The organism is Candidatus Omnitrophota bacterium, assembly GCA_040755155.1.
Lineage (GTDB): Bacteria > Hinthialibacterota > Hinthialibacteria > Hinthialibacterales > Hinthialibacteraceae > JBFMBP01.
Window position 1 is genome coordinate 1 of sequence record JBFMBP010000126.1, and the last position, 21,719, is coordinate 21,719.

The 21,719-nt window shown below is 50.8% G+C and carries 21 protein-coding genes; 10 read left to right on the forward strand and 11 right to left on the reverse strand.

What is annotated here, in order from left to right; translation table 11 throughout:
• Positions 1 to 166: 166 nt before the first annotated feature.
• The 3 genes from AB1656_18560 to AB1656_18570 form a co-directional block, all read right to left on the reverse strand.
• The gene (locus AB1656_18560) at positions 167 to 472 is read right to left on the reverse strand and encodes a flagellar biosynthesis anti-sigma factor FlgM (protein MEW6237389.1); all 306 of its coding nucleotides are present in this window, start codon (positions 470 to 472) and stop codon (positions 167 to 169) included.
• Positions 473 to 766: 294 nt separating this feature from the next.
• Entirely contained in the window at positions 767 to 1,999 is a 1,233-nt protein-coding gene (locus tag AB1656_18565) for a glycosyltransferase family 87 protein (GenBank protein MEW6237390.1), read from the reverse strand.
• 179 nt (positions 2,000 to 2,178) lie between these two features.
• On the reverse strand, positions 2,179 to 3,153 hold the full coding sequence (locus AB1656_18570; protein ID MEW6237391.1) for a hypothetical protein: 975 nt from the start codon (positions 3,151 to 3,153) through the stop codon (positions 2,179 to 2,181).
• A 176-nt stretch (positions 3,154 to 3,329) separates the two neighbouring features.
• Between AB1656_18570 and AB1656_18575 the strand changes: the two genes are divergently transcribed.
• Positions 3,330 to 4,637, forward strand: coding sequence for a right-handed parallel beta-helix repeat-containing protein (locus tag AB1656_18575; GenBank protein MEW6237392.1), 1,308 nt, complete (start codon positions 3,330 to 3,332; stop codon positions 4,635 to 4,637).
• A 103-nt stretch (positions 4,638 to 4,740) separates the two neighbouring features.
• Here the strand turns inward: AB1656_18575 and AB1656_18580 are convergent, their stop codons facing one another.
• Entirely contained in the window at positions 4,741 to 4,965 is a 225-nt protein-coding gene (locus tag AB1656_18580) for a CDGSH iron-sulfur domain-containing protein (protein MEW6237393.1), read from the reverse strand.
• Between the two features lie 112 nt (positions 4,966 to 5,077).
• On the opposite strand from AB1656_18580, the gene AB1656_18585 reads away from it, so the two are divergent.
• The 4 genes from AB1656_18585 (at position 5,078) to AB1656_18600 (ending at position 8,925) form a co-directional block, all read left to right on the forward strand.
• Positions 5,078 to 6,889, forward strand: coding sequence for a hypothetical protein (locus tag AB1656_18585; GenBank protein MEW6237394.1), 1,812 nt, complete (start codon positions 5,078 to 5,080; stop codon positions 6,887 to 6,889).
• Between the two features lie 136 nt (positions 6,890 to 7,025).
• The gene (locus AB1656_18590; GenBank protein ID MEW6237395.1) at positions 7,026 to 7,328 is read left to right on the forward strand and encodes a BrnT family toxin; all 303 of its coding nucleotides are present in this window, start codon (positions 7,026 to 7,028) and stop codon (positions 7,326 to 7,328) included.
• On the forward strand, positions 7,315 to 7,584 hold the full coding sequence (locus AB1656_18595; protein MEW6237396.1) for a CopG family antitoxin: 270 nt from the start codon (positions 7,315 to 7,317) through the stop codon (positions 7,582 to 7,584). Before AB1656_18590 ends, AB1656_18595 begins: the two co-directional genes overlap by 14 nt.
• A gap of 42 nt (positions 7,585 to 7,626) precedes the next feature.
• A complete protein-coding gene (locus tag AB1656_18600; protein ID MEW6237397.1) occupies positions 7,627 to 8,925 on the forward strand; it encodes a hypothetical protein in 1,299 nt (432 codons plus the stop codon).
• Here AB1656_18600 and AB1656_18605 read toward each other — a convergent pair.
• Together AB1656_18605 and AB1656_18610 are read right to left on the reverse strand one after the other, a co-directional pair.
• Positions 8,894 to 10,378 (reverse strand): L-lactate permease, encoded by a 1,485-nt coding sequence (locus tag AB1656_18605; GenBank protein MEW6237398.1) that lies wholly within the window; start codon positions 10,376 to 10,378, stop codon positions 8,894 to 8,896. The two genes, AB1656_18600 and AB1656_18605, sit on opposite strands and share 32 nt — an antisense overlap.
• Entirely contained in the window at positions 10,375 to 10,854 is a 480-nt protein-coding gene (locus tag AB1656_18610) for a GNAT family N-acetyltransferase (GenBank protein ID MEW6237399.1), read from the reverse strand. The genes AB1656_18605 and AB1656_18610 overlap by 4 nt, the downstream gene beginning before the upstream one ends.
• 200 nt (positions 10,855 to 11,054) lie before the next feature.
• On the opposite strand from AB1656_18610, the gene AB1656_18615 reads away from it, so the two are divergent.
• The 4 genes from AB1656_18615 to AB1656_18630 all read left to right on the forward strand — a co-directional run bounded on the left by AB1656_18615 (position 11,055) and on the right by AB1656_18630 (position 14,299).
• Positions 11,055 to 11,579, forward strand: coding sequence for a class IV adenylate cyclase (locus AB1656_18615; protein ID MEW6237400.1), 525 nt, complete (start codon positions 11,055 to 11,057; stop codon positions 11,577 to 11,579).
• Positions 11,580 to 11,842: 263 nt separating this feature from the next.
• The gene (locus AB1656_18620) at positions 11,843 to 12,118 is read left to right on the forward strand and encodes a hypothetical protein (protein MEW6237401.1); all 276 of its coding nucleotides are present in this window, start codon (positions 11,843 to 11,845) and stop codon (positions 12,116 to 12,118) included.
• Positions 12,119 to 12,133: 15 nt separating this feature from the next.
• Positions 12,134 to 13,984 carry a sodium:solute symporter family protein gene (locus AB1656_18625; GenBank protein ID MEW6237402.1) on the forward strand — a complete coding sequence of 617 codons (1,851 nt, stop codon included), beginning with the start codon at positions 12,134 to 12,136 and terminating at the stop codon, positions 13,982 to 13,984.
• A gap of 15 nt (positions 13,985 to 13,999) precedes the next feature.
• Positions 14,000 to 14,299 (forward strand): HigA family addiction module antitoxin, encoded by a 300-nt coding sequence (locus tag AB1656_18630; GenBank protein ID MEW6237403.1) that lies wholly within the window; start codon positions 14,000 to 14,002, stop codon positions 14,297 to 14,299.
• Positions 14,300 to 14,394: 95 nt separating this feature from the next.
• Here the strand turns inward: AB1656_18630 and AB1656_18635 are convergent, their stop codons facing one another.
• The 5 genes from AB1656_18635 to AB1656_18655 form a co-directional block, all read right to left on the reverse strand.
• Complete coding sequence (locus AB1656_18635; protein MEW6237404.1) at positions 14,395 to 16,407, reverse strand: hypothetical protein; 2,013 nt, start codon at positions 16,405 to 16,407, stop codon at positions 14,395 to 14,397.
• 219 nt (positions 16,408 to 16,626) lie between these two features.
• Complete coding sequence (locus AB1656_18640; GenBank protein MEW6237405.1) at positions 16,627 to 18,111, reverse strand: multiheme c-type cytochrome; 1,485 nt, start codon at positions 18,109 to 18,111, stop codon at positions 16,627 to 16,629.
• 81 nt (positions 18,112 to 18,192) lie between these two features.
• On the reverse strand, positions 18,193 to 19,452 hold the full coding sequence (gene dsrP, locus AB1656_18645; protein MEW6237406.1) for a sulfate reduction electron transfer complex DsrMKJOP subunit DsrP: 1,260 nt from the start codon (positions 19,450 to 19,452) through the stop codon (positions 18,193 to 18,195).
• Positions 19,449 to 20,411: a 4Fe-4S dicluster domain-containing protein gene (locus AB1656_18650; protein ID MEW6237407.1), complete on the reverse strand. Its 963-nt coding sequence runs from the start codon at positions 20,409 to 20,411 to the stop codon at positions 19,449 to 19,451. Before AB1656_18650 ends, dsrP begins: the two co-directional genes overlap by 4 nt.
• Positions 20,411 to 21,019 (reverse strand): hypothetical protein, encoded by a 609-nt coding sequence (locus tag AB1656_18655; protein MEW6237408.1) that lies wholly within the window; start codon positions 21,017 to 21,019, stop codon positions 20,411 to 20,413. Before AB1656_18655 ends, AB1656_18650 begins: the two co-directional genes overlap by 1 nt.
• Positions 21,020 to 21,228: 209 nt before the next feature.
• Between AB1656_18655 and AB1656_18660 the strand changes: the two genes are divergently transcribed.
• Positions 21,229 to 21,675 (forward strand): Rrf2 family transcriptional regulator, encoded by a 447-nt coding sequence (locus tag AB1656_18660; GenBank protein ID MEW6237409.1) that lies wholly within the window; start codon positions 21,229 to 21,231, stop codon positions 21,673 to 21,675.
• Positions 21,676 to 21,719: the final 44 nt, after the last annotated feature.

A 21,719-nucleotide genomic window follows, 5' to 3' on the forward strand; every position in this document is an offset into this window, starting at 1 on the left:
AAGGCGAAGGATAATTTGGAATGAGGAAATCCATTGGAGCGGAGATTTATAGCAAGGACAAAATAAAAAACCCTCTAAATCCAAGATGGTTTAGAGGGCGGTTTTCGCAGTATTACGGCTACTAGGGTAAAAAGGAGATTCCTCTCATACGGAATCGAGCAAGCCTTTATAGTCCTAATATCTTTCGCGCTGTTTGCCTGGATACTTCCACGCCTTCGTACTCGCCATTTTCCAACCGTTCTTTGGCTCGAGATACCGCTTCCGGACGATAATCGGGTTCCGCTTGGGCCGCCGCGACCAGCCTTTTTACGGACTGCATCTGCTGTACGCCCGCCGATATATCGATCCGATCCCCGGACGAAGCGGAAGATTTCGCCTCCGGCGCTTTCGCCGCCTCGCTTTTGGCGGCGGCGCGGCTGGAGACGCGGTTGGTTTGTTGGGTAGTAGTGTTTATGCCAACAATGTCAACCATGATTCCTCATCTCCTTCTATTGCCCTTTACCCATATGAATGATTCGAATAAATCTCTACCGCTACTTTATTGTAGCGCCTATTTGCTGCCTTGTCGATTCGAATTCCGTCTCAAATCTTAGTATCGTCTTTTCTCTTAGAGAACTTTAAATCTTTTTTGTTCTTTTTATACAGAAGAATAAGAGAAAAGGTTTTTTTTTCAATCTTTTTGTCGGGAGAAGCGTTTTTTTGTCCTTTTCCCTTTTCGATTATTATCGTCAAGAATGGAACCGACATTAGAAAATTTATTGAAAATCTATTTTGCTTCCAAGGATCTATCGAGAGAATTTCGATGAAAATCCTTCGATATACAGAGAGTTACAGCGGCGATGAATAAAAATAACAATCCAAAAAAATCTTTATCGATTAAGAGTTGAATCGGCCCTGGTTTGATGTGGCCCTTGTGAATTCCGATCTGACGCAAATCGATTTGAATGAAGAGCAATCCGATCAAGGCGATGAAGAGAACTGCGTTTCGTTTCTCTCTCCATGCCGAAAATAGGATTTGCACAAGGGGATAAAAAGAAAGCGCTAGGTTATAACCGGCTAGGCGCGGAGGGAGAAGAAGAAGACATAACAATATGATTGATAAAGACTTTTCATCCGTGTTTTCATATTCAACATGAGATTCTCTGCGATAGATACCATATGCAGCCAAGCAAAAAACCATGATCGGAAAAAGGGGTATGAGTAGTCCCGTCAAGAAGGGCGAATGGTAGAGTGGTTCGGAAAAATAAGTTTCGGAAAATGTTCTTAATAGAACGGTTATGGATGAACAGTTATAAATGCTTTGCACCTGTTCATCCCACATCGTACGCCATATCGGTCCGTGAAAGAAAGAATAACATTGATAAACAGCCTGGTAACCAAGCAAAAGAAGGAACAATAAAACGGCGAAAGCGGCGGCGAACGATTTTAAAAATGGATAATCGCGCCGGTGGATCGGATAAAGCAGCATCAATAACGGCGTTCCCTTGATCGCCCCGGCGGCGAGCAGCAGCGGTGCGGCGGCGGAAGATTTTCGCCGCCAGGCCGCTAAAGAACCGAGGATCAACGCCGATTCAAAGACGGCGACATTGCCCGCGTTGAAATCCAAGGCGATCGGACGGTAAAAAAGTGCGCCCAGATTGAGAAGAGCTAGAGACCACCATGAGGGAGAAAGGCGCAGAAGCATCAATATGGAAAACAGGCTCCATTCCAACGCCGCGCATTTGAGCGCCATCCAAGCGAAAGCGGCGTCGAAATAGGAAAGACGAGTAAATGGATAAAGCAATCGAGCAAAGAGCGGCGAGTAGAGATAGGGCAATCCTTCGTATCCCGCCCCATCCACGGCTTTCCCGATGTTGATCAAAACATGGGGATCGTAAGGATTCTTTCCGCTCCAAAGCGCGTCCGCAGCGAGGTAATAAACGGCGAAATCCCATTCCCGGCGCACGGAGTCGCTATAGCCGAGAAAGAGAACGGCAAAGCCGATTAGGGCGGCGGACATAGGGACTGTGGGACAATGGGACTGGGGGACAAGTCTCCCCGTCTCCCTGTCTCCCTGTCCCAAAGTCTCCCTGTCCCAAAGTCTCCCTGTCCCAAAGTCTCCCTGTCCCAAAGTCTCCTTGTCCCCAAGTCTCCCTGTCCCAAAGTCTCCCTGTCCCAAAGTCTCCCTGTCCCAAAGTCTCAAATAGCCAGTAGGCGCAAATCTAAGCCCATATTGGCGGCGATATCGTGACGCGCGTCCCACAATATTCGATCGATGAAATCAATCATGTCGTGTCCGCATTCGAATTCGTTCTGGTCGATTTCCGCATTTTCCAGTTTGGCGATCAGGTTGGAGAGCAGCGAATCGCAGAGAACGCAGGTACTGCATGGTTCCGGCGGCAGATCGGTGGGCGAGCAGTTGAACCGGTCCAGCCAGCGGATGAAAACGAGATTGGCGCGATGAATCGCCATGGCGTGATCCAACAGCGACTCGGCTGTTGGTGTGCGTTTCTTTTTCGGTCGGCGGGGGGAATGAGCGGCTTCTTTCTTTTTTTTCAGAACGTTCTCCAAGCGGATGACGTTGTCCGTCCGATTTTTAGCGCAATAGAGATTTTTGAGGATTTCCAGGATTTCATAGAGAGACATGCGGTTTATCAGGCTGTCGAGATACCGTTCCTGATCCTCGTCCAACACGTAGCGATCGGCCACTTCAGCGATCCAGTCTTCCCAATCTTCCAGCGATTCCTTCCTTTGCGCCGCCGCTTCCTTCGCCTCGAATTCGTGATAACGGTTCATAAAATATTCTTTATCGAGACATGCCTTTTTTAATTCTTTCCAATCTTTTTCCCTAAGAATTCCCTTTTGGAACAAATAATCGAAAAGGCGTTTCAGCGAAGTGAGGATGGATTGTATTTCCATGCTGTTGGGATTGGTAACCTTTTGAAAATACCATAGTCCCAGAAAATCGTAGAGTTTTTCCGCCCGCAAGCTGGAGGCGTCTTCCAGATAATAGATAGCGTGATATTGAATAAGAAAAAGATCGGCATTGGCGGCGTGCCGTTCGGCGGTGGGCAATTTCAATCCATCTGAAATCATATCCTGGAAGAAATCGTCCAGTAAATTTTCCAAATCCTCGATCAATTCGATTTCAAAACAATAGAGCGTTTCGGACACGGCGGTCAATCCTTGTTATTTGCGATATAATGGGTCTGCGGACGACGCTTTGGGGATGCCGCAAGCCGAATGGCTTTCGATATCAATCTATTTAAAGGTATTCTAGCAGCTTTTTGTGATTGCCGCAAATCGATTCGTTCACCCAATCGATCATTTGTGGAGAAAGGAATTCTTGCATGAGTCGGATTTTTTTTCTTGTAGTTGCATTGTTTTTGGCTTTATCCGTATCCGCCGGCGCGGAAACGCGCGGCGGAAGCATCGGCGCCAATGAGCAATGGAGCGCGGCGAATTCGCCCTATCTTATCGAATCGAACCTATTGATCCCCGAAGGCGTGGCGGTGACGGTGGAGCCGGGAGTTATCGTTCAATTGAAAGAAAAGACGGTAGTAACGATCAAAGGGCGTTTCGACGCTTTGGGATCGCCGCAATCGCCGATTCAATTCGTTCCTCAAAACGAGTCGGCGCGTTGGGGAGCGTTATCCTATGAAGACGCGGGAACGGGACGTATGGAGCATTGCCTGGTGCGACGCGGCTCCACGGGCGGATCGAATCGCATCGCGATGGTGAATCTCTACCACGGCGTCAGCGGCGTCTCCATCGACAGTTGCACTTTCGAGGATTGGCCGGACGATTTCAACAGCAAAGCCACGGAGTCCTATCATTCCACGGCATATATGGAAATCCGCCGCTGTTGGTTCGGGGAAGGGGAGAATGAAGCGGTGCATGGAACCGGCAGTCCGGTAACCGTGGAGTATTGCTTCTTCGCGCCCCGGCGCGGCTATAGCGACGCCGTGGACGTTGGCGACGTTCAAAGGCCCAACCCGGTTCCCATTATCCGATTCAATACTTTTTACGGCAGCGAGGACGACGCCATCGATTTGGATACGTGCGACGCCTATGTGGAGGGCAATTTCGTGATGAATTGCCGGGGAGGCATCCATGATCCCATCGGCATTTCCGGTGACAAGAACGCTCAGCCGATTATAGTAAACAATGTTGTTTACAACTGCGAAAACGGCATTGCTTTTAAGAACGGCGCCAATATAACCGTTATCAACAACACTATTATTAATTGCGACAAGGGAATATGGATGCACCAGAATCCCGCTCACGCAAGAGTCTTCAATACGCTCGTTTGGGGCCGGGACGATCAAGTCTCGATTAAATTGGAACCGGGATCGACGATCGATATTTCCTATAGCCTCGTCAAAGGAGATGCGCCCTATACCGGGGAAGGGAACAGCAACGCCGATCCCCGCCTGGCGGACGCAGCTGCTCTCGATTTCCGGCTCCTGCCCGGTTCGCCTGCTATCGACGCGGGCCAAGGCGCCGAGGGAGTCTTGAATGTAGACTTCGACGGACGAAATCGCATCGACGATCCCAATGTTATCGATACGGGAAGCGGTTCGCCCAACTATATCGATATCGGCGCTTTCGAATTTCAACCCGACGCGGCGGGATTGGGGGATTGGACGTTATATTAAAACGGCGGGGTGGCAAGGGCAAAGTTTTTTCTGCCCTTGAATAATCCTCTCGATTATTGGGTAAAGATCTGATTTTCAGCGTAACGTAGCCCGCCATTTTCCACTACAACGTCGCATGCGTCCCATCGCAAAAAGGCAGTCCCTTCGACTGGCGGCAACCGCAGTAGGCGCAACGCTTATTTTCCGCAATCTCCACTTTCATAGGCGTAACGCCGCTTCCTTTATGGGAGCCGTCGCAGTAGGGCTGATTCTGCGATTTTCCGCATCGGCAATAAAATTTCGTCCCCGCCGTTTCGTCTACGATATAAGGCTTCTTGGGAAATTCCATGATCCGGTCTTTCTGCGTATAGATTTTTCGTGGATTGTGAAATCGAATATCCCGCCGATCCTCATTGAAGTCAACCGAAGGCCGTGTTAAAGATGGTTGGGAGATGGATATCTTGTCCGGGAAAACAATGATCGAAAAAATAGGCGTTGTTCTTATGGCGATATTGTCGCTTCCGGCGTTGTTGATCCGGATGATGAAGCGCCTGGCCATTGAAATCGCCACGCGCCGATGGCATTGGTTCGGCTTTATTCCGTGCAGCGCGGGATTATGGCCGCTGGGGCTTTATTGCTGGGATCGCTCGGCGCGGCGCTGGCATTGGCGCTTCCTGTTGCGTCTCTTCAGCTATGCCTGCTTCATCGTTGGGACGTTTTTGTTTTTCGCCGGATTATGGCGTTTTGCGGCGACACTATTTTTTATCCGTTTTCTGCTTTGGATTGATGTTCATTTCTGTTTAAGCGCGCCCCTGCCGGAGATCGATCCGGAAAATCCTCCGCCAATCTTTTCGCACTTTCTGGACAAGTTGAGTGTCCTGGCCATTGGTCTGCTTTTTCTTGTTTTTGCTATCAATAAAGAAAGGATGCTTGACGCGACTGAACCTTCCGATAATTACTATCACATGGCCGTGGCGCAACAAATCCTCAAACAACATACGATTCCGGTGTGGGACGATTGGGAATTCGCGCCGATGGGACGGCCGCATCTCTATCCGCCATTGCTCCATTTGGCTATCGCCTATTTTTCGGGAGCGCCGGATAGAGTGGAAACCGCTTTTACCAACATTGTAATGCTGCTCTATCCGGCGGCGATGTTTTCTTATTGGTTTTCCTATCGCTATTTTCTGGGCGCGCCGTGGGCTTACTTATCGTTGTTGTTTCTTTCGATGGAGATGATCTTCAGCATGGGATGTTTACTCGGCCTGCCCGCATCGGTTGTCAATGTACTGTGGCCGTGGATATTGTTGGCGTTGGAGAGAAAAAAAACCTACCTCGCCATGTTTCTCCTGGCCGCCGCTTTTTATACGCATACGGGAATGCCGGTTCTGATCTGTTTATGCCTGTTGGCGTATGGAATTTGGCGGCGCCAGCATTTCTTGCGCGCCGCGGCGGTTATCGCGGGCGCGTTGATTCTCGCGGCGCCGTGGCTGGTGCGGTATTACGTATTTTCCGATTGGATGCAGTCGGGAGGCGCGGAAGGATTTAGTTTGTCCAGCATCCTAGCCCGCCTATTGGCGCTGCAAATCGTCAATCCTCTATTTCTGCTATTGTTGCTCCATAGTTGGTTTCGTTGCCATATGAGGGAATTGGCGGTTTTCCGCTCGCAGGCCATCGGATTTCTGCCGATGCTAACCCAATACGGCGGACGGTATTTCATGCACGGCGCACCCTTTCTGTCTCCGTTCGTCGCGCATAATTTTTTGCGCTTTCTGCCCAATGGAGCAACGCGGCGGCGGGCGCTGGGCTTGTTTCTCATTACATTGATTCCATTGCCCGCCATTAGTTTCATGGGAGCGAACGATTCCACCAAGCCGCATCTCTTTCCCAATTTGTCCGCTTCTCATTTTGTTTTATTCTTAACCGTCAATCGCGGCGTGAAAGACCATAGCGGCGTTGATCGATTAGTCGAAGCCATTAAAGAGAACTCATCGCCTAAAGATATTTTGCATCTGCCGGATTTGGCGCCGCACTTCGCTGATTTGCTGGCGTTGAAAACCAGCCGCCGCACGGATATGGGCGGCTGGGGCGAAGTCCGCAAACCCGCCATGTGGGAAGAAATAGCCGAACGCCGCAAAGACCTTTCCGACGGCCTTTTCGTCGTCAGCCGCCGGGAAAGCATCCCCGCTGGACGCCAAATCATGGAAGTATCGCCCTATTATCTAGGCTTGCCCGCGCCGGTTATACCATCGGCCACAGAAACAAGCCAATGAAATGATAGGTATAAGGCAGAAAAATAATGGATTATCTTTAATGGATAAAGTCTCTCTTCTTCTTTTTTCTTTGAGTATAATGTTAGGTTGTTACCGTTTAATATTGCTATAATTTAGGTTGATCCAAGATAAAGGGGTGGAAAATCATCAATCTATGTTCATTGACAATTTTATTTGGTTTTCTGATATCCTTGATAAGATAGCAATTAAGCATCGCGTCATTCAAGAGGAAGTGGAAGAAGTCTTTTTCAATCGCCCTCGATATCGTTTTGTTGAATCAGGGTACAGACAAGGGGAAGATGTTTATTCCGCTGCTGGACAAACAGATGCTGGGCGTTATTTGATAGTGTTCTTTCTTTATAAGGCAAATCTTGACGCTTTGATTTTGAGCGCTCGAGATATGGATAAAAAGGAGCGAAGACGATATGAAAGAGAATAAAGATTCACAACCCTCCAGCCTCTCAAAAACGCGATCCTTGGAAGAGATCGCTGATTTTTGGGATACGCATAGTCTCGATGATTATTGGGATCAAACTCGCGAAGTTGAGTTTGAATTGCGGGTAAAACGGAGAAGGCGAGTCACGCTGGCGCCGGAGTTATTTAAAAAAATTGAAGATCAAGCGCGCCTACAGGGAGTTATGCCGGAAACCTTAGTTAACGTTTGGTTGGCTGAACGGCTTCAAAATATTAAGTAATCGAAGTCAAAATTTAATTTGATCTTATGCGGAGGCTTAAACATGCAGAAATTCTTTTTATTTCTTATTATCGCGGCGATTTGTCTCTGTGCTTCAAACTTCGGTTACTCCCAAAACGATGGCTTTTTGCATAAAAACGGCCGCATCCTTTTTCCCATCGGATGTTACGAGAATCCTAAAGATGTTGAGCAACTGAAACTCATGGCGGAATCGGGGATCAACATAGTTCATTGCCATAGCCGCGAAGATTTGGACCGGGCGGCGTCGGCGGGGATGTTGGGAGTCGTCCCGCTGTCCTTGCAAAGCGGCGCGGCGGACGATCTGAAAAACTACGTGAAATCGCTTATGGATCATCCGGCGCTGGCGGTATGGGAAGGGCCGGACGAAATCGTATGGAATTTCACAGCCGCCAGCATGTTATACAGACAGCAAAAGGTTCATAAAGAGCCGGGGGAATGGTGGAGACAAACCGATAACGCCGTCGTATATTCCCGCCAGCAAGCGGCGCAGATTATTCCCAAAATGCGCGAAGCGGCGCAGATGATCCGGGAGATGGACAGCGGAAAGCATCCGATATGGATCAACGAAGCGGCGCGCAGCGATCTTGCTTATGTCAGGCAGTATCTGGACTTCGTCGATATCACCGGCTGCGATTTTTATCCTGTGAGAAAAGAAGAAAGGTTGATTTATCGGTTGGGATTGGTAACCGATCATTGGATGCAAGTAGGCGAGGGAAAACCGGTATGGATGGTGTTGCAAGGATTCGCTTGGAGCGAGTTGGGCGAGTATTACGGCGTTAAAGAAACCGCTTATCCGACTTTCGACGAATCGCGATTTATGGCCTATGACGTTATCGCGCATGGAGCAAAAGGCGTTCTTTATTGGGGGACGTCATATTTGAAATCTGAGTTGTTTCGCCAATCGCTCTATGCGCTGACCAGCGAACTAGCCGCTTTGCAGCCCTTTTTAACTTCCCCCGAAAAGATGGATGTGAAAATCAATATATTCGATTTCGTAATGGACAATAATCCCATTGCGCGAGGCGTGAAATCGTTTTTCCGGCGTTATGACGGTGATTCTCTTCTTGTATTGATAAATGAAGACAACCGCTTCCAAATGGAAGTGGAAGCCGCAGGATTGGAAATTCTCGAAGGACAAACATTGGAATTGTTGTATGGAAACGATCAAGCCGTCATTAAGCATGGCGCGTTATTGACGCGCATGAAGCCCTATGAAGTCAAAGTATTCGCCTCCAGCCGGAAATGGGAGACGGCGAATAGAACCGGCCGCGATTTTTTCGGAATAGATGTCATACGAGCAACCATAAAATCAATCCAATAACAAGAGCCGCCGCCAAGCCTAGCGGGATAGTCTTGCGCAGGATGAGTCCCTCCAATCCCACCGCTTCGCACATAGGCGCAGCGAGAGCGATTTTAAATGGCGAGGAGATCGATCCCAGCGAGGCGCCGACGGCCAGCCCCGCCGCCAGCCATACCGGCGAGACGCCCAACAGGCGGGCCGTTTCCACCTGCAATAGGCCGAACAGCATGAACGACGCCACGCCATAGCCGGTTAAAAACGTGCCCACCCATCCTAATAGAGGCGCGAAGATGGGGTAATACTTCCCCGTATTCTCCACTAATCCATGCGCGATCAACCAGGGGATGTTTTGTTGCGGATGAAATTCGGCGAATCCGTCGCTGTAACCCGTATAGGCGATCATCTGCCCCATCGCTCCAAACAATCCCATCGTCAACGAAACCCGCAATCCGATCCGCAGAGATTTTTTTAGAACGGGAAACAAACGATCTTGCGGCCAATGAAAAAGCCAAACCGTTAAAAGGCAGGCGGCGAATAAGTATAAATAGGAGGAATAAAAAGGACGAAAAACGATCTTATGAGCGGGAATAATTTGTAAAGTAAAAATCAATTTTTGATAAGTTAATTGATTCAAAGTGGGAACGGCGTTCACCATTGGCAGAACGATCAGCAGAAATGCGAACGGCGCTAAGTCCCGCACAATGTCTTTATGGATGGGCAGACGCCGGGAACCCGCCAGGATCAACGCTATGATAAGCGCCAAGCCTCCCGCCATGCCTGATATAGCGGCGCCCAACAAATACGCCGACGCCAAGGATGCCGATCCAACAAGCAATCCGCAGGCCATAGGCGGTAAAAATCGCCGCCATTTTTCGCCGGATAATCCTGAAAACAACGGAACGCAAGCGGCCATACATATCGTCGCGGGGATGGAGAGCCACGCCGAAGCGATGCCCAATTCCCCAATGGGCAGGCCCGTCGCCAAGGAGAGAACCGTGATGATGATTCCCGCCAACTCCAACGTCATCAAACCGGAATAACCAATGATGGACAGCGCTGCTGCGCCCATCGGCGGCGTGCCCGCCGCCCGCAGCATGGGAGCGACGACGGGTTCGGCGATAACGCCCGCTCCTTCCATGAAATTGGCCACGCCCAGCGCGATCAACCATTCGCGATGATGGGCGTTGCGCACGCCGCCGGAAAACCATTCTACGATACGCTTCAGCGAGCCGGTCTCCATCAGCAGGTTGCAGAGAAATATTCCCGCGAATACGACGAGAAGCAGCGGCAGCGTCGTTAATACGCCGTCCGCCCCCGCCAACGCCGCCGCTCCCGCTGGCGTTTGAAAATAGAAAACCGCCAAACCGAAGGTAAAAAGAAGGCAAATCACGGCGAGATCCAACGCCGGCCGTTTGAAAACGATCGCCAGCAGCGCCATGAAAAGCACGGGAGACCAGCAGAAGAAAGCCGTCATGGCGTTGGACTCTGCTCCTCCCGCCGCTTTTCCAAGTAGACGAGTTGCAGCCGTTCATTTAAGGTGATGGTTTGGAAAATGCGGTAGCCCAGTTTTTGGTAAAGATAGAGATTGCGTTCGCTGCGATGGCCGGTGAAAAGTTCAAAACGCTGCGCCTGCGGAAAACGCGATTCGACGGCGTTCATCAGCCGCGAGCCGATGCCCTGGTTTTGCTGGTTGGGATGTACGATCAATTTGCCGATATGGCAAGTCTCGCCGATCAGTCGCGCTCGCACGGAACCGGCGATTCTATGGTTCCGAACCGCTTTCAAAAAAAGATGATCGTCGAATTCCAAACCGATTTCACCCAGTGTTTGCGCCAACGGCGGGATGGAATCGTCTTCGTAGATTTCCGCCTCGCTGCGATAGGCCAGTTTCTGCAAGAAGAGAATCTCTTCCGCATCTTTTAGAACGGCGTCTTGAATTGAAATATCCATAATATGCAATCGCCCCAATCCGAAATTGAACGACACTCTAAAAGGCGTATGATGGATTGTCAATCAAAAGGGGGCGATTGCATTCCGCGAAATTTAGTAGGGTGGGCTAAAAGCGAAGCGTAGCCCACATATTAAAGCGGTAGGATAAGCGCAAAGCGAATTACTGCCCGCCATGATTACATCCATAAAATGGGAGGAAAATGATATTGCCGTCCAATATCGAAATTAAAGCCAAAACGCGGGATTTTGCCCATCAAATGGAATTAGCGCAAGCCATCGCCGGCGGCCCCGGCGCCGTCATCCTGCAGGAGGATATTTTCTTCTGCGTTCTCCAAGGCCGTTTGAAATTGCGCTTGCTTTCGCCCAAATTGGGCGAGCTGATCTATTACGAACGAAAAAACGCCGCCGGTCCCAAAACGTCCGATTATCTCATTTCTCAAACTAGCGATCCGGAGGGATTGCGGTGTTTGTTGTCATCGGCTTTGGGTGAATTGGGGATCGTACGCAAAAGAAGAACGCTCTTTTATACCGGACAGACGCGGATTCATTTGGATGAGGTAGAAGGGCTGGGATGTTTCTTGGAATTGGAAGTGGTTCTCCAATTCGGCCAAAGCGCCGAAGCAGGCGCCGTCATCGCCAAAGATTTAATGAAACGCTTAGAGATCGCGCCGGAAGATTTGATCGAAGGCGCTTACTTGGATTTGTTGTTGCCAAGACAACTTTGAATTATGACTTTACTTCTCCTACATGGAATCGGCATAAAGATTGCCGAGAATATTTATCGCAAAATGCCTATTGCCTGCGTAGATGAGGAATAGGCTTAACTCCTAATTGCTCAATCGATTACATGGAAAATCACGGTGTAAGTTGCGAATAAAAAACGAAGGATGAGCTGCCGGAGCGCAACTCATCCTTCGTTGTTTTTGGGGAAATCGAAGCCGCCTCCGTTGCCGCCGAGCATCGCAACCACCTCATTCTTGATTCGAAAATGGCAATCTGTTACTTTGAAGGAACGATGGATGAGCAGCAATTCACTTCGATATTCGGAATGGAGATGAAACAAGTGGATTTGTTAGCGCCTTTTCTTTATCAGTTCATTGGCGGCGGTCTGGTATTGTTGGCGGGGCTATGGGGAGCGCTTCGCGTTGGCGCTTTGGATTTTTCCGACAAGAAAGACCGGTTGTGGATGGCGGCGATATTAGGCGCCGTCTTGATCTATATGGCCGTACAGGGCGCTTTTCAATTTGTATTCGGCGCGGCATAAAGAAAGGCGGCGATTATGTCTCCAACTATTGGCTCCACGATCGATCTGGCCGTGATTCTGGTTTATTTCGTCTCGATTACGGCTTATGGAAGTTACTTCGGAAAATACACGAAAACCACGAAGGATTTTTTCTTCGCGGGACAGCGCTTCTCCTGGTGGCTGGTGGCGATGAGCGCCGTCGCCTCGCTGGTGGGATCGTATAGTTTCGTCAAATATTCCAATCAGGCGTTCGAATACGGTTTGCCCGCCAGCCATGCTTATCTCAACGATTGGCCTTGGCTCTTTTTTTGGATGTTCGGATGGCTGCCGGTTTTGTATTATTCCAGAGTTTCATCCGTGCCGGATTATTTCGAACGCCGATTCGGATCGGGCTGCCGCATGGCGGCCACGGCGATTATTTTGGTTTATATGATCGGTTACATCGGATACAATTTCCTGACGGCAGGCGTTGTTTTGCAGCCGATATTAAACTGGGACTTATACGTCATCGTCGCATCCATCGCGGTTATCACTGCAATTTACGTTACCGCCGGGGGACAGACCGCCGTCATCATGACCGATCTGTTTCAAGGTTTTCTCTTACTGGCGGCGGGATTCCTCATTCTTGGCGCGGGAATCTGCATGGCGGGAGGATTCCACGAATTTTGGAATTATTGGCCTGTCGAACATCGACGGGCGTTCATGCCTCTAACCAAGCCCGGCGAATTCAATACCGCCGGAGTTTTTTGGCAGGACGGCATGGCCAATTCCGCCGCTTTTTGGTTTATGAACCAGGGCATTATTTTACGTTTCCTTTCGGTGCGGAACGTCAAGGAGGGAAGAAAAGCCATGATGGCAATCATGCTGTTCCTTATCCCCCTTGCGTCCGTCGCCGTTTGTTGCAGCGGCTGGGTGGGGCGCGCGCTTGTTGAAAAAGGGATTATCAATATACCGGAAAATTCGGAGACGGTCTTTATTCTTGTGGCCGACGCCGTCAGCCGTTCCATCCATATTCCCGGATTGTTCGGATTGATCGTCGCGGCGTTAACGGCGGCGTTGATGTCCACTGCCGATACGCTCATCAACGGCGTCGCCGTCGTGGCGACGCATGACGTTATCCGTCCTTACATATGGAAAAACAAACCGGATGGATTCTATCTGAAATGCGCGCGTTGGATTTCTATCGGCGCAGCTCTGGCGGGCATCGCTTTGGTTCCCTTGTTCAACTCCTTCGGCAATCTCTATGAAGCGCACGCCGCGTTTACCGCCGCCGTAACTCCGCCGATGGTGATGGCGATTTTGATGGGATTCGCCTGGAAGCGCTATTCTGCGGCGGGAGCGATGGCCACGTTGATTGGCGGCGCGGCTTTGATGGTCTTATCCATGTTCGAACCGGCGCTGATCTATCCCTTCAGCCACGGCATCGAGCCGGGCGGCTCCGGAATGAAAGCCTATAAGTTTATCCGCGCTTGTTATGGCATGGCTGCGTCGGGCGTCTTGGGGATTGTCTTCACTTATCTGAGCGCGCCGCCGGTCAAGGAAAAAATCCTGCGATTTATCTGGGGAAGCGAGCGAACCTTGATGAAGGAATATAAAGGCGCCGAACCCAATACCGAAATCGGCAAGCCTGTCCGTTTGCCGCTTTGCGTCTGCGCGGACCTGCAAGAAAACGCCGTCCGCCTTCCCGCCTCGGCGCAGCAAAAAATGAATGCGCATCAGGGCGATTTGGTTTTTCTTTCGGTTCCGGGATGGCTGCACGGCGGACTGAAGGCGGCGCATGGGCGAATACAGGGCGAATCCGAACAGGATATCGAGGTTTCGGAATTGCTATCGCAAACCATGAGCGCGGCGTCCGGCGAAATCGTCATGGCGGAAAAGAATTTTTGAGAATTGGGATTTCTTATGACTGGTCTATTAAAGAATCCACATCCCGGCGAGATATTGCGGGAAGAGTTTTTGACGCCCTTCGGCCTATCTCAAAGCGCCTTGGCCAAGGAAATCGGCGTTCCCCCAAATCGTATTAACGCAATTGTTCAGGGACGGCGGAATATTACGGCGGATACGGATTTACGCTTATCGCGCTTTTTTGGATTGTCTGAAGGGTACTGGTTGCGTCTTCAGAACGCCTATGACATTATGGAAGCGCGGCGCGCGTCTGGCGAATCAATCCGCTGTATTAAGCCGTTGGAGGCTTGCGTTTAGAGAAAAGGAGATGGGTCGCGTTTTTTCATCCATCAATATTTATAGAACGGAGAGGCGTAGGAATTCCCTAGCCTCATAGAATCTCACCAGCATACTTATTTAGCTTCTACGGCAGACTTGCGCTTCATAAAGCCCGCATAATCTCCCGCATCGGGAATGCCGGGATTCAGGTACCAATATCCCAAATACGACGCTAGCGAACCGGGATAGATTGAGCGCTTGATGTTCATCCAGGTCAGTTGATCGCCTACGGAATAGTAAATGTATGTTTTTCCCTGATATTCGATAATATCTGGATCGGAAACATTAATTCCGTCGTTGATTTCGCTGGGAACCAGAATAGGATTGGCCGCGCTGCGCTCCCAGGTTATCAAGTCTTTTGAGCGGGTAATGTATGTTTCGAAATAATGCCGGGGCGCTCGGTGTTCGGTATACAGGACGTAATAGAAGCCATTGGCGTAACGAATGCAGGGGCAGGCTGTATAGCGGTCGGTTCCGAATATCGCATCAGGTTGCTTCGTCCAATTTAATATATCCTTTGAAACGGCGAATTTGGTCGTGAAGGGCGGATAGGTTGGATCGTTGGATTCGTAAGCCATAACGAATCCGTCCGGCGCTTCGCAGACGGAACTGTTGAAGAGATGTTCCTTCTCCTGCTGGATGACAACCTGCGATTCCCAGTTTTTCAGATCGGTTGACTTGAACATGGTTACGTCGTTCCAGTCGTTGTTTTCGAAACGCGACGCGAAGGCGTAGAAGACATCTTTGTAGACGATGGCGCAAGCCAGTCCATATCCTTCCGCGAACCGCGCCATTTCTTCTCCGGTTTCGGCGTCTTCCAATTTCAAGTAATAATCGGAGCGGCTGCCGCCGGATGCGGGGCGGACGCATTCCATCTGGCATAACCGTCCTTTCCATACGAAGGGCGCGATTTCGCACATGTCCTTGCGGATCAGTTGCGTTGTCTGAAGCGGGGGATGCGTTGGAGCGATCGGCGGCGGCATAAGATCATTGAACGCTTCCACGGGCCAATGGCCGAGGCGGTGAATTCCTTTGGGAACGTCCTGCGTGAATTGGACGCAAGCTTGAACTGCGCCTTTGGCGGTGTATTGAATGTCTTTCGAGCTGTCTTTATCCACTTTTACGCCAAAAACTTTGTATCCCATCAACGTACAATCCTCGAAATCCACATGCAGGTATTTTCCATTTTGGACGCTTTGGACAATGCCGTCGGTCGGCGTTCCTTGAGGCTGAGAATAATTGAGCGCGATCAAGCGGCAGCGCTCCGTCTTGATGCGCGTATACGTATGGAATCCATAATTGCCGCCTTTGAGCGCGCACTGCGGGCCGGCTATCGTACAATCTACGAAATAGATGTCAGGTCGGTTTGGCATGGCGGGATTCTCCACCCGCACGTAGGCTCCCGCCGCGTCGCCCCACCAATCCAGCGACCAGAGATGGCAGCGGCGGAAGACGATCGGCTCATCCGTTCGCGACAGACAACTGGCGACTCCGCCGCCGAAGGCGCGGCCAATGCTGATGCAATCCTCCACGACGACCGTGAATGGTTCGATGCGGTTGGTGCAGTCCCACATAAGTCCGCCGTCGCCGCCCGTTACATAGAGATTGCGCAGAATCCAGCGATCCCAAAAGATGGCGGAAAAGGTGGGGTCCTTATGTTCCGGCGACCATCCTTGCTGCGTCGCCCGAATCGGCCCCCACCAGTCGTAACTTTTAAATCCCTTGGATGGATCGCTGGAATCGATCACTACGCGGTTCGGCTTTCCCGAACCTAAGCTGCCGTCCACATCGCCGACGAGTTCGTTATAGGCGCCTTGCGCGCCGCTGCAAGCGGGGGAAAGCATGGCCTCCATATAAGTATCGGGTCTGATGATGATGCGATGGCCGCCCTTGTCGTCGGGAATGGCGTCTAGCGCGGCTTGAATCGTGTTGAACGCCTTCGCCCAAGACAAGCCGTCGGAATTGTCGCCCAGTTTAGAGACGTAAAATGTAGTTCCCGTCCGTTGGATTTCGGGAACGGGGGGCGTATGGAATTCCGCCGCTTGTGCGCATGGAATTAAAAAACTAAGAAGCAACGGGAAGAGCATGTATATAATCCTTTCTTTTTATAACCGTGGATAAATGGCCGTTACGATTATTTCCCTTAAGCTGTTAGGTTGATTCCTAACAGAATATAAGAGAGAGGTTTTGAAGTTAAGAGTCAAATGCCGAGTAAGATTTATATTGACTTAGCTTGTCGCGAAAAACGCAAAGGGAGGACGGTCGATGAATCCCGTCCTCCCTCTCTGCGCATTTTGCTTAAGCCGTTATTTCGCGTATCGCGCTTGAAATTCCTGCTGACGGCGCAGACGTTCGGCTTTTTCCTCTAGAGATAGTTTATTTTCATACCAACGATGATTGTCCTCTTCGAAGAGTTGCTTCAGCTGCGCATCCAAGGCTTTCGCCGCCGTTATTTTCGCGTCGTCGCCGGATTGCAGACCTTTTTCCACAAGTTCTTGCAATTCGGGAATGAATTCCGAATAGAAATTGCGCGCCACTTCGTAGGTTCCATGCCAATGGGTGATGTCCGGCCCCATCATCGAGGCGCCATGCCGCGCGCGGCGGCCTTCGTGATGCCAAATTTCAAACCAGGTGAAATCGATCTTGTTGGAAAATTCCGCCGGACGCAGCAGCGGTTTGGCGAGAGCCATCAGTTCCAAACCGGGGCTGGCGAATTTCTCATGATAAAGTTGGATCAATCCATCGTATTGTTCGTAAAATCCCTTGATGAAGTTGCTGTTGTGGCAATTCGAACAAACGTCGATCATATTCATTCGCCGCGTTTCCCAATTGACCGCTGCGCCGGGCAATCCCATTTTTTTATCGCTCGTTTCCGGGCGAATGGAAATCGCCGGGCGGTTGTTCCAGGATATCCGCATTCCCACGTCGTGCGTAACCGGCTGTTTGGACGTGGCTGACATGTGGCAGGTCGAGCAGGTCGGCGCCGCCGAGTAATCTTCCCCTAAAACCCATTTCGCGTTGTCGAGATTCATCTCGTTAATGTGGGCGCGGAAAGCAACGCCGTGCTTGGATTCGTTATAAATTTCAATCTGCGGATGATCGGGTCCCATGTGGCATTTGCCGCAGTTTTCGGGATGGCGCGCTTGCGCGGCGGAAAAGGCGTGCCGCGAATGGCACGCAGTGCAAGAACCTTCCGATCCGTCCGGATTGATGCGCCCGATGCCGGTGTTCGGCCAGGTGGCGGGATCCAGCTTTCCGCCTTCCAGCGGACGCACTTCCGATCCGTGGCATTGCCAGCAGCCGTTCACTGCCGCTGCGGAAACTCCCTTGGGAAACGCTGTTGTGGTAAAGCCGTTGTTGCCCTCAACGACTTCGGCCAGCGTATTGTCGAGCGAACCCATGATGCGTCCCGCTTTGGCGTGGTGGGAATTCGTGAATTGCTCCACTTCTTTTTCGTGGCAGCGGGCGCAGTCGCGGGGGCTGACGATGATCGAGATGCGTTTTCCTTTGTAAGTCGTTCCATCATTTCGCATGATATTGTGCTGAAAGGCATCCTTGTCGCCTTCTTCCGCCATGTGACATTCGTAACAGCCAACGTTGGCGCGATAATGCTTGCTCGATCCCCATTGATCGTAGATGGATGGCGTTTCCACTTTATGGCATTCGATGCACTCGGCGGATTCAGGCGTCAACTCTTTGGGTGAAAAAGTCGCCTGCGCTGAAAGCAGCGCAGCGCATGGCAGAACGAGCGCCGCGGTTGCGAGGAGAGTCGTTTTCCTTGCTCCATTCATGACGGAAGCCTCCAAAAATCGATATCTATTATTCTATTAAAAAAATACTCGGTGGACGCCGTAGGAATTCGCCGTTACTTTTTACGCCTCTTTGTGAAATTCTCCCGACACGATGGGAAGCGCCAGGCGCATCATCCAGCTGAAGAGCAACAAGCCGAACGCCCAAATGCCAACGCAAATCGTCAGTTCGTTCGCAGTGGGGACGTATTCCACAATCTCCCCCAACGGCGTCGGCAGAAATCCGGGAACGATCAATCCCAAACCCTTTTCGATCCAGATTCCAATTATGGAAAGAACGCAGGCGACGTTCAGCCATTCGATTCGATTGGCCGCCGCCGGGACGATCAAGATAATCGCCGCGATCGTTTCCATCGTTACGGCGCACCAAATCCAGGGAACCAGCGCATGATGGCCATGCAATCCGAAAAACAGGTATTGGGAACTCGATACGTGCAGCGAGTCGCTGTAAAACTCCTTGAACACTTCGCAGCCGAGCAGGAACAGGTTGATGAGCAGCGACACCGTAACGATTTGGCGGAGAAGATGCAAGGCTTTGTCGCCGATGTGGTAATTCGAAATGCGGCGAATGATCTGGAAGGCGATAATCATCAAGCCGGGGCCAGCGGTGAACGCCGAGCCGAGAAAGCGAGGGGCCACAATCGCCGCGTTCCAGAATGGACGACCGACCAGCCCGACATAGAGGAACGCCGTAACGGTATGAATGGATACCGCCCATACGATGGATAGCAGAACGAAGGGCATATACAGCCACTTATTCGGATGTCTTCCCAGATAAGCCATATAGAGCAAATAACCGCAAATATGGACGTTGATTAGCAAGTAACCGTTGAGCACGACGACGTCCCAACTCAGCATGGATATGGGAAAATTAAACAATCCGATGATCGGAATCAAATGCCAGAAGCGGTCGGGCCGTCCCAAATCCACTAACACGAACAACATACACATGACAATAGCGGCGACAGCTAACAATTCGCCGAAGATGACGACGTTGTGCATTTCTTCGATGCGGTAGATATAAGCGGGAATTACCAGCATCACCGCCGCCGCCGCCATGCCCACGAGGAACGTAAAATTGGCGATATAGAGGCCCCAGGATACCTGATCCGTCATCCCCGTCGCAATCAATCCGTATACGAATTGGATGCAGTACGCCCGCAAGCCGGCTAGCGAGAGGATGGTTAGAATCGTCATCCAGGCGTAAAAGGCCGCGTCGCCGCGAAAGCTCAGCCGCGCCGCCCGGAGAAGAAATATCGCGTAGTCTTTGATGGCGTTGGATTTTTTGGTTTCCACGTCCAATCCTCGGATCGTTTCGTTCATTTATCGAACCAGTAATAGAATCGGGGCAGCGTCCCTGCCTCTTCCTTAAAGATATAGACCCGCTTTTCGCGCAGAATATGCCGGATTGTACTGTCGGAGTCCAACATATTTCCAAACTGGCGCGCTCCCGTTGGACACGCTTCCATACATTTAGGATTCAAGCCTTTTCTCACGCGGCCTAAACAGAAGGTGCATTTTTCCATCGTTCCTTTAGGCCGGATGCGGTTTCCCAGATAAGCCATTTCCGTATTGATTTCCTCTTTGGGAATCGAGGGTTTAGTGAAATTGAAGCGGCGCGCCCAATAGGGGCAGGCGGCTTCGCAATAGCGGCATCCGATGCACCAGTTGTAATCCACTACGACGACGCCGTCCTGTTCCTTCCAGGTGGCTCGAACCGGACAGGCTTTAACGCAAGGCGGATTGTCGCATTGGTGGCATTGCACCGGCATATAGTATTTCCCCTCGGCGGGCACGGTCTCCGGCTGGTAGTAATGATCGGATTTTTCAACGTCCAACGTACCGTTGGGCATTTCCAAAACCCGGATATATTGGATTTCGGGATTGCGCGATGAATTGTTTTCGCCCACGCAGGCGTGAACGCAGCGGCGGCAGCCTATGCAGCGCCCAATGTTAAGCGCGTAAGCGTATTGAACTCCGGGAAGCGGTTTGGGATCCGAGACGCTCGCCTCCACGCCGTACTGTTCTTTCATCTCTTTTTCGATCCGCCGGAGGATGGCGTCCATTTTTTCCGGCGTCAATCGCTCGTATTGCTGCTGGACGAAGGCTTCGAGGTCTGCGTCGTTTTCGAAATGGCGCAGAGGTTCCAACGCCGCGCCCAAACCTCCTGCAAACAGAGCGCTGAGAGCGCCCATCTTAATAAAACTGCGGCGCTCGAATGGCTTGGCCGCCGAGGGATTCTTTGATGGTTGGCCGCCGATTTTTTGCGATTGATTCACCATCAGACTCTCCTTGCGATCTTATACTCGCGGCCTTTCGCGGGACGGGGCATGGGCGCGATTTTGGGAAATTTTGGAGCGTGAGGATCATGACACTGTATGCACAACAGGCGTTGGCGCTCTCCTTGCCGAGGATCCCAATATCCAATGAATTTCCCATGCGCTCCAGCCAGCCAATCGCGGTAAACCAGGCCGTGACATTTTCCACAGAGTTCCGCTGGACGGTTGGCGGGAATTTCGCTTCCGTCGTGAGCGGCGTAGGCGTTGCGATTCGTTAAGAGGTGGCAGTTCAAGCAGTAGTCGTTACGTCCATGGTCTAGTTTGATATTCATATGCTCCGCGATCAGAGTATGCCGTTCCGTTTGCGATTCGATGATTTCATGACATTCGCTGCATTGATATTCGAAGCCGCTGAGACGCAGACGCAAGGGACGAAATTCGCCTCGGATCGGCTGAAAATCGATGGCGGTCTTTTTCGCTGGCGTGGGAGGTTTCAATTCGTTCTGAGATGCGGATAAGCACAACGCGCCGATTGCGCAGAGCGCAGCGATGGAAAAAACGGCGGCGACTCCTGCTTTTCGATCGGTCTTGCGAATAGATAATTTCCCCATCGAAGAAATCCTCGCGTCCATATTAAGGAGCGTTAAGGAACGGCGACTTGGAGGAATAACTTACGCCTCGCTCCTGATTCCGCTATCGCCGTCCATGACGCTTCCGGCTAAAAAAATGTTCTAACGGCTCTATAGAAATATTCTTCATTTATTTGTATACTTAATCTAGTATACAAATACCACAATACGATGAAAGGCGCAAGAGAAGAATGCCCGCTTTATTGAAAATTTCCGACGCCGTCTCGCTCGCCTTTCATACGATGGGCGTTCTGGCCGAACATGCGGATGCCTGCCTCAGCACCAAGGATATTGCGGAGCAGCTTCTCGTTTCCGAGCATCATTTGCAAAAAGTGCATCAACGCTTGGCGAAAATGGGATTGATTCGCGCCATTCGCGGTCCCAAAGGTGGATTTCAATTGAACAAACCAGCGGAGAAGATCACCTTATTGGAAATTTACGAGGCGATCGATGGTCCGTTGACGCCAAGCCAGTGTTTTCTGGGACGGCCAAAATGCTCCCGCGAGAATTGCATTCTCGGCCAGATGAACGACCAAGTGAATGAATTGGTAATGAATTATTTCCAGAAAGTAACCATCGATAAATTGAATTCCGCCGATCTTGCTAAGATCATTAAAAAATCAATGAAAAATCGATAAAAGAAATTTTCATCTTTGCGATAGATCAATCGGTTTTCGTTATT

Bases quoted from the DNA above. Each gene is read 5' to 3' on its own strand.
- AB1656_18620 (MEW6237401.1), top strand. From the start codon at position 11,843: ATGGCAATCTGTTACTTTGAAGGAACGATGGATGAGCAGCAATTCACT.
- AB1656_18630 (MEW6237403.1), top strand. From the start codon at position 14,000: ATGACTGGTCTATTAAAGAATCCACATCCCGGCGAGATATTGCGGGAA.
- AB1656_18650 (MEW6237407.1), bottom strand. From the start codon at position 20,411: ATGGTGAATCAATCGCAAAAAATCGGCGGCCAACCATCAAAGAATCCC.
- AB1656_18625 (MEW6237402.1), top strand. From the start codon at position 12,134: ATGTCTCCAACTATTGGCTCCACGATCGATCTGGCCGTGATTCTGGTT.
- AB1656_18610 (MEW6237399.1), bottom strand. From the start codon at position 10,854: ATGGATATTTCAATTCAAGACGCCGTTCTAAAAGATGCGGAAGAGATT.
- AB1656_18655 (MEW6237408.1), bottom strand. From the start codon at position 21,019: ATGGGGAAATTATCTATTCGCAAGACCGATCGAAAAGCAGGAGTCGCC.
- AB1656_18580 (MEW6237393.1), bottom strand. From the start codon at position 4,965: ATGGAATTTCCCAAGAAGCCTTATATCGTAGACGAAACGGCGGGGACG.
- AB1656_18640 (MEW6237405.1), bottom strand. From the start codon at position 18,111: ATGAATGGAGCAAGGAAAACGACTCTCCTCGCAACCGCGGCGCTCGTT.
- AB1656_18600 (MEW6237397.1), top strand. From the start codon at position 7,627: ATGCAGAAATTCTTTTTATTTCTTATTATCGCGGCGATTTGTCTCTGT.
- AB1656_18660 (MEW6237409.1), top strand. From the start codon at position 21,229: ATGCCCGCTTTATTGAAAATTTCCGACGCCGTCTCGCTCGCCTTTCAT.
- AB1656_18615 (MEW6237400.1), top strand. From the start codon at position 11,055: ATGATATTGCCGTCCAATATCGAAATTAAAGCCAAAACGCGGGATTTT.
- AB1656_18635 (MEW6237404.1), bottom strand. From the start codon at position 16,407: ATGCTCTTCCCGTTGCTTCTTAGTTTTTTAATTCCATGCGCACAAGCG.
- AB1656_18605 (MEW6237398.1), bottom strand. From the start codon at position 10,378: ATGACGGCTTTCTTCTGCTGGTCTCCCGTGCTTTTCATGGCGCTGCTG.
- AB1656_18575 (MEW6237392.1), top strand. From the start codon at position 3,330: ATGAGTCGGATTTTTTTTCTTGTAGTTGCATTGTTTTTGGCTTTATCC.
- AB1656_18595 (MEW6237396.1), top strand. From the start codon at position 7,315: ATGAAAGAGAATAAAGATTCACAACCCTCCAGCCTCTCAAAAACGCGA.
- AB1656_18560 (MEW6237389.1), bottom strand. From the start codon at position 472: ATGGTTGACATTGTTGGCATAAACACTACTACCCAACAAACCAACCGC.
- dsrP (MEW6237406.1), bottom strand. From the start codon at position 19,452: ATGAACGAAACGATCCGAGGATTGGACGTGGAAACCAAAAAATCCAAC.
- AB1656_18565 (MEW6237390.1), bottom strand. From the start codon at position 1,999: ATGTCCGCCGCCCTAATCGGCTTTGCCGTTCTCTTTCTCGGCTATAGC.